A 6,134-nucleotide genomic window follows, 5' to 3' on the forward strand; every position below is an offset into this window, starting at 1 on the left:
CGGCCGGCCCGCCGGCGGGCGGCGGCGACGCGCGGGGCGGGGAGCGCGCGCGACATGTCGGTCGATGTCGGACGTGGCGGCCGTATCGGTAGTGGCCCTCGCGGTTTCCAGCGGCCAACTTGGTCGTCGCCTGTAAGCACGCTTGCACTGGAAAAATCGCGTTGCGCAACTTGATCGTCGTCAGTGGCGCCGCTGGCCCCTTCGCCGAGGATCGGACCATGCGCGCTGTGTGTCTTGTTCTCGCCGGGGCGGTGGCGGTCGCGGGTTGCGACGACAACGAGGCCCCGGGCCAGAGCTTCTACGACCGCGAGATCCAGCCGATCTTCAACGCGTCGTGCGTCGGCTCGGTGTCGGGCTGTCACGCGGCGCGTCCGGACGACCCATTCGCGTTCGCGGCGGGCAACCTCGATCTCACCAGCTACGAACACGTCCAGCTGCGGCGCGATGTGTTGCGGCAGTTCAGCGCCTACCCGGTGCCGCTGTTGCTCATCAAGGCGGTCGATCGCACGTGCGACCTGCAGATCGCCTATCGAGACGAGTTCTTGTGCATCGACGTGCCGCACGCCGGCGGTCCGATCCTGCAGGTCGGGTCGCCGGCGTATCTGACGCTGCTGCAGTGGATGCAAAACGGCGCGACGCGAACGGGGCTGCCGCCCGAGGACGACGGGGGCACGGGCGAGGGCCCGTGTTCGACCTACGTGCCGGACGAGTTCGATCCGGCGCCGATCCTGGCGGATCCGACGTTCGGAGAGTTCCGCGACAACGTCCAGCCGGCGCTCGAGGGATGCGCGAGCCGATCGTGCCACGGGGCTCCGCAGTCGGACTTCTACATCACCTGCGGCGACGACGACGCGCAGATCGCGTTCAACTTCCAGCAGGCGCGCGCGTTCATCGACGATCCGATCGACAACTCGGAGCTGTTGCAGCGGCCACTTCCCGTGCTCGAGGGTGGTCTCGGCCACACCGGCGGCGACGCGTGGGGCTCGCGCGACGATCCGACGTACGCGGCGATCCGCGACTGGGGACAGAAGGTCGGACCGATCCGGTTCGGCGAGGGCGACCCGGGGCGCCAGTTCTTCGCCGATCACGTGCAACCGCTGCTGCTGAGCCGCGGCTGCCAGTTCGAGGCCTGCCACAGTCCGCAGGCGTTCAACGACCTCAAACTGCGGCCGGGCGCACAGGGGTTCTTCTCGGCGGTGGCGCTCGAAAAGAACTACAAGGAGGTCAAGCAGGATTTCATGGCGATGGAGATGCCGGACGCGCGCAGCGGTCGCGCCGTCGCCAAGGCGATCCTTCCGGCGGTCGGCGGCATCTTCCATCGCGGCGGGCCGTTGCTCGAGACGCCCGGGGCCGGGCCGTCGGTGCCTTCGAACTGCCCGTCCGTGTACGACCCGGACACGGCGAGCGCGTTCTGTACGCTCCAGGAGTGGGTGAACATCGAGCGGGCCAAGCTGATCGCGGACGGCGAGGCGACGCCGATGGGGCCCGGCGACACGGTGCCGCTCATCTACGTCGATCGCGAGGACACCCACGTGGCGTCGCCCCTCGAGTTCGACACGTATCAACCGGGGTCCGACATCATGCGCGTCGACCTGACGCTCGGTCCCGACGGCGCGATCGTCGGCGTCGGGACGCCGCGTTCGATCCTCGGCAGCTGCCCGGGGACTCGCTCGGTGCGCGACGCGAGTGCGCCGGCCGTCAACGTCGACGGGCGGACCGTCGCGTTTTCGATGCGGCTCGCCGAGGGAGAACCGCGGGATATCTACGTCGTCGACATCGACGGCAACGGGTGTCGGCGAGTGCATCCGGACGGATTCCCGGACGAGGTCGACGGGATCAAGGTTCACAACTTCGATCCGGTGTGGTCCCCCGACGGGGAGTGGATCGTGTTCGCGTCGTCGCGCGCGGGGACGGTGTCGCGCAAGCTGTTCTTGCCCCAGTCGGACATCTGGCGGATGCGCGCCGACGGCACCGAGCCGGAGCAGATGACGGTGCTCACCAACAGCGAGATTCAGCCGGGCATCATGCGCCTCGGGCGCATCACGATGTCCACCGAGAAGGTGTCCGACGGCTTCTATCAGGTGTCGGGGCGGCGTCTGAACTGGGACCGCACCGACTATCATCCGCTGCTCGCGCAGCGCGCGATGTCGCCATTTTGCGACCCGAACGATCTGTCGGTCGAGTGCCCGTCGATCGGCTACCACCAGGCCACCGAGATCACCGAGGGGGCCAACGGGGACTTCTTGGTCATCCTGTCGGACCCGGGCGCCCGCGGCGGCGGTGGCACGCTCGGCATCTTCAACCGCAGCGTCGGGCCGTTCGAGATGGGGCGCAACGACCCCGGGTACGCCAAGTCGCTCACGATCGTCGACCCGGCGGCGACCGGCCGGGTCGGCAGCCCGACCGAAGGTGTCTACCGGTCGCCGATCAGTCTGCCGGATACCGGCATCCTCGTTGCGTATGCCGCGTACACCGGCGACCTCGGAGCGGCGACCGCGCTCGACTACGATCTGGTCGCGACGCGGCCGTGCGTTCCGCCGGCCCCGGGCGCGACGTGCGTCCCCGAGCGCACCGTAATCGTCGGCGGCCCCGGCCAACAGATCGAGCCGGTGCTGGCGATCAAGCGCCCGGCGCACGCGGGGTACGAAAACCGCCGCCAGCTCGTGTTCGGCGGCGGCATTCGGCCGGAGATCACGGGGGGCACGGAAAACGCCGTCGCCTACGTGATCGATGCGCCGCTGATCTTCACGCTGCTCGTCGCCAACCTGCGTCGCGGCCGGCCGGTCGATGCGTTCCGCACGGCCCGGTATCTCGCCGCATACGTCGAGCAGCCGGCGCCCGCCGGCACGACCGCGCCGACGGACGGCAAGGACCACTATGAAAACCGGATCTACGCCGGCCGCGTGCCGCTATTCGAGGACGGCTCCACCAAGATTCGCGCGCCCGCGTTCACGCCGTTGGTGCTCGCGCTCGAGGACGCCGACGGCAACACGGTGATCCAGATGCGCGAGACGCACCAGTTCGGTCCGGGAGAGACGATCAGTATGGGCGTGGTCGAGCCGGTGTTCGACGGCGTGTGCGCCGGCTGCCACGGCAGCATCTCGGGGCGAGAGTTGGACGTGATCACGAGCCCCGACGTCCTCACCGGTGCGAGCCAGTCGCTCGCGCTCGACGCGGAGCCGATGGCGCCGTCGCGGTAGCGCGGCCGAGGCATCCACCGCACGAGCGTCGCGCGCCGTGCCGGCGGCGTACGGCGGAGGCGTCGTGGGTCGCGCGGCTAGGAGGCTGTTGCGTATAGCCGCTGGCTGCGGTCGCGATCTGCGGGCGATCTTCGGCGTCCGTCCTCGCGCCCTTCGGTACCGTATGTGGATACGCGCCCTCGTGCGCTGCGGGCGTGCGCCGAACCTCGCCTCGCATCTCGCAACCTCGCTGGCGCGCCGATACGCAACAGCCTCCTAGCTTGCTTCACCTCGTGGGGCGCGCGAGCGACGGCGACGGGATCACGTGATTCCGCGCGCGACGCGGGCGGTGGCGAGCGCCCGCCCAGGTGGCGGCGGCCACGGGGGCCTCCGCGATGCGGCACGGAATCTGCGATGACTGCCGGGCGTGAACCGGTCGCGCGACGTGGCAGCGGTGGTAGTCGGCTTCGCGGTGGCGGTCGGGTGTGCGCAAGGCGCGGAAACTGAAGTGCGCCACCACGCCGCCGCGGTCCGCGCGGCGACGGAGGGCGCGGCCGCCGGGGCCTCCGACTGGGACTCGCGTCCCGATGTCGTCACCGCTGCATCCGAGGTCGAGGGACTGTGGGTGAACGTCACGGAGCCGGCCGACGGCGCGCGGGTACAGCCGGGCTTCCCGATCTACGTCGCGGCCGGACCGGGCATCCGGGTCGAGTCCGTGGAACTCCGGATCGACGGCGATCCGGTGGTGGTCTGGACGACGGCGCCGTATCGAGTCGACGCGCCCGATCTGTCGGCGGGCGTCCACGTCATCGAGGCGCGCGCGACCGACGGCTCCGTGGCCGCGGACGATTCGATCGCCGTCGAGGTCGCGGGAGGAGCGCCCCATCCGCCCGGCGTCGATGCGGGCCCCGATCGGCCGACGGGTGGCGCTGACGCGGGGCGCGCTCCCATGCCCGGCCCGGACGCGGCCGGAGCGCCGGCCCCGATCGACCCGAACCCGCCCGGTGCACTCGGATGTCGCGTGGAAGCGGGCGGCGGAACCAGCCCGGGCATCTCGGCGTGGCCGCTCGTGCTCGCGTGGCTGTGGACGTGCAGGCGCCGGCGGAGTGTGCGCTGCGCTGCGGTTCGACGGCGGCGCCGCCGCGGCGTACGCGGCGCTGATGGCGCGCGACGGCGTGGTGAACACGGCGGACCCGCCGGCGACGACGCTGTTGACCGCGCCGCTGTACGAGGATTCGCCGAACCACGTCAACGCGACGTGGCTCGACGCGAACGCTCCGCATGGTCAACTCGTGTTGCGGTGGATCGACGACGGCGCGCCGCAGTGGCCGCCGCGCGAGGACCGGCGGGGGCGGCGGTGAGCGGCTAGCCGAGCAGGAACGCGGGCGGCGGTGAGCGGCTAGCCGAGCAGGAACGCGGGCGCGTTGAGCTGCTCGTCGTCGGCGTCGAGGCACCGAACGATGGACAGGTTGGCGCCGGCCGGACCGGCGAGGTCGAGGACGGCGCCGTCCACCGTGCGGCCGTCCGCCTCGCGGACGACCTTGACGCGCGGGCGGTCGGGGCCGGTGGCGTCGCGCGGCGCCTCGACCACGAGCGCGGCGCGGCCGTCGGACAGCGCGACCAGCGAACCGATCGGGTACACGCCGACGCGGTTGACGAGCAATTTGACCGCAACTGGATCGTAGCGGCGGCCGGACTCGGCCATCAGCACGCGCAGCGCTTCGTCGGGCAGCAGCGCGGGGCGGTCGGCGGTCGGCGTCGTGAGCAGATCGTAGGCGTGGGCCACGGCGATGAGGCGGCTGGCGGCCGACGGCTCGCCTTCCGCGGCGCCGCCGACCTCGGCGGCGACGGCGGCTCGGCCGATCATCCGCGCGTCGCGCACGCCGGCGCGGACGAGCTTGCACACCGACTCGAGCGCCGCGCGGCGATCGGCGTCCCCGGTGCGGCCGGCGGGGACGAACGCGCGGCCGAGGTCGTGCAGCGCCGCCTGCAGCGCAAGTTCGGACCGATGCGACCGCGACATGCCCAGCGAGTGGGTCATCGCGATCGTGAGGACAGCCGTGTTGGTCAGGTGGTGGTGGACGCCGGACTTGTGGCGCTTGAGGTGGACGAGCGACATCATCAGAGCGGCACACGCATCGCCGACGTCGATGAGTTCCTGCAGCGGCCGTTTCGCGTCGACGACGCGCGCGCGCGCGCCGGTGCGGATGCTGTCGATGATGCTCTCGAGTGCGACGCTCGCGAGCGAGTAGGCGCGCAGGGCGCGGAACCGGTCCGTGACTTCGAGGCTCTCGCCGTGGCCCTCCTCCGGTGGCGGATCGAACCGGATGCCGGGGACCGACACGCGGGTCATGTCGCCGTCGGCGTGGCCGCGGAGATGGTCGCGAAACTGGCGGGCGGCTTCGAGCCAGCGCTCGCGGTCGGTGACGTCGGTTGCCTCGATGCGGCCGACGCCGACCGCGGCCCACACGTGCTGCAGGTATTCGGCCTGTTCGAAGCCGCCGGCGTCGAGCTTGACCAGGTCGCGGTTGACGTAGGCGCCGTCGCCGACCAGTTCGAGCGCGGCGCTTCCGTGTTCGGCCAAAAAAGCGTTCGCGATCGCGGCGATGCGATCGCATGCCGCGTGCATGGTCGGGTTGTTCAACTCATAAATGAGCGCGGTCTTCGTGAACACGAAAGCCGCGGCGAGCAGTTCGCGCTGCTGCGCGGTGAGCCGCGGGCGGGCGCCGTCCTCTGCGAGCGCGTCGAGCGCGGCGAGATCGAGGTGCGTGTCGTCGCGATGCGTATCAGTCATCGTCCTGTAGGTAGGCGCGCAGCAGGTCGTCCACGCCGGCGGCCGGCGGGCGCTGCGTGGCGGCGGGCGCCGGCGGCGGGTCGGCGCGGCGAGTGGGGGCGGGGGCGACGCGGGCGGTGGGCGCGGCGGCCGGGGGCCGCGGCGCGCGGTCGGGCGCGGGA

4 protein-coding genes are annotated in these 6,134 nt (G+C 71.5%); 2 read left to right on the plus strand and 2 right to left on the minus strand.

The window, feature by feature from the left end; genetic code table 11:
- Positions 1 to 1,478 precede the first annotated feature (1,478 nt).
- Positions 1,479 to 3,200 (plus strand): hypothetical protein, encoded by a 1,722-nt coding sequence (locus tag D6689_03105; protein ID RMH44149.1) that lies wholly within the window; start codon positions 1,479 to 1,481, stop codon positions 3,198 to 3,200.
- Between the two features lie 265 nt (positions 3,201 to 3,465).
- Here D6689_03105 and D6689_03110 read toward each other — a convergent pair whose 3' ends face one another.
- The gene (locus D6689_03110; GenBank protein RMH44146.1) at positions 3,466 to 4,065 is read right to left on the minus strand and encodes a hypothetical protein; all 600 of its coding nucleotides are present in this window, start codon (positions 4,063 to 4,065) and stop codon (positions 3,466 to 3,468) included.
- Between the two features lie 220 nt (positions 4,066 to 4,285).
- On the opposite strand from D6689_03110, the gene D6689_03115 reads away from it, so the two are divergent.
- Positions 4,286 to 4,540 carry a hypothetical protein gene (locus D6689_03115; protein ID RMH44147.1) on the plus strand — a complete coding sequence of 85 codons (255 nt, stop codon included), beginning with the start codon at positions 4,286 to 4,288 and terminating at the stop codon, positions 4,538 to 4,540.
- 38 nt (positions 4,541 to 4,578) lie between these two features.
- Here D6689_03115 and D6689_03120 read toward each other — a convergent pair whose 3' ends face one another.
- Positions 4,579 to 5,973, minus strand: a complete 1,395-nt coding sequence (locus D6689_03120) for a hypothetical protein (protein ID RMH44148.1) — start codon at positions 5,971 to 5,973, stop codon at positions 4,579 to 4,581.
- Positions 5,974 to 6,134 lie beyond the last annotated feature (161 nt).

This window comes from Deltaproteobacteria bacterium, from assembly GCA_003696105.1.
Classification (GTDB): Bacteria; Myxococcota_A; Polyangia; order Haliangiales; family J016; genus J016.

Coding starts and splice junctions, on each gene's coding strand:
- D6689_03105 (RMH44149.1), top strand. CDS start 1,479: ATGGGGCCCGGCGACACGGTGCCGCTCATCTACGTCGATCGCGAGGAC.
- D6689_03110 (RMH44146.1), bottom strand. CDS start 4,065: ATGGGGCGCTCCTCCCGCGACCTCGACGGCGATCGAATCGTCCGCGGC.
- D6689_03120 (RMH44148.1), bottom strand. CDS start 5,973: ATGACTGATACGCATCGCGACGACACGCACCTCGATCTCGCCGCGCTC.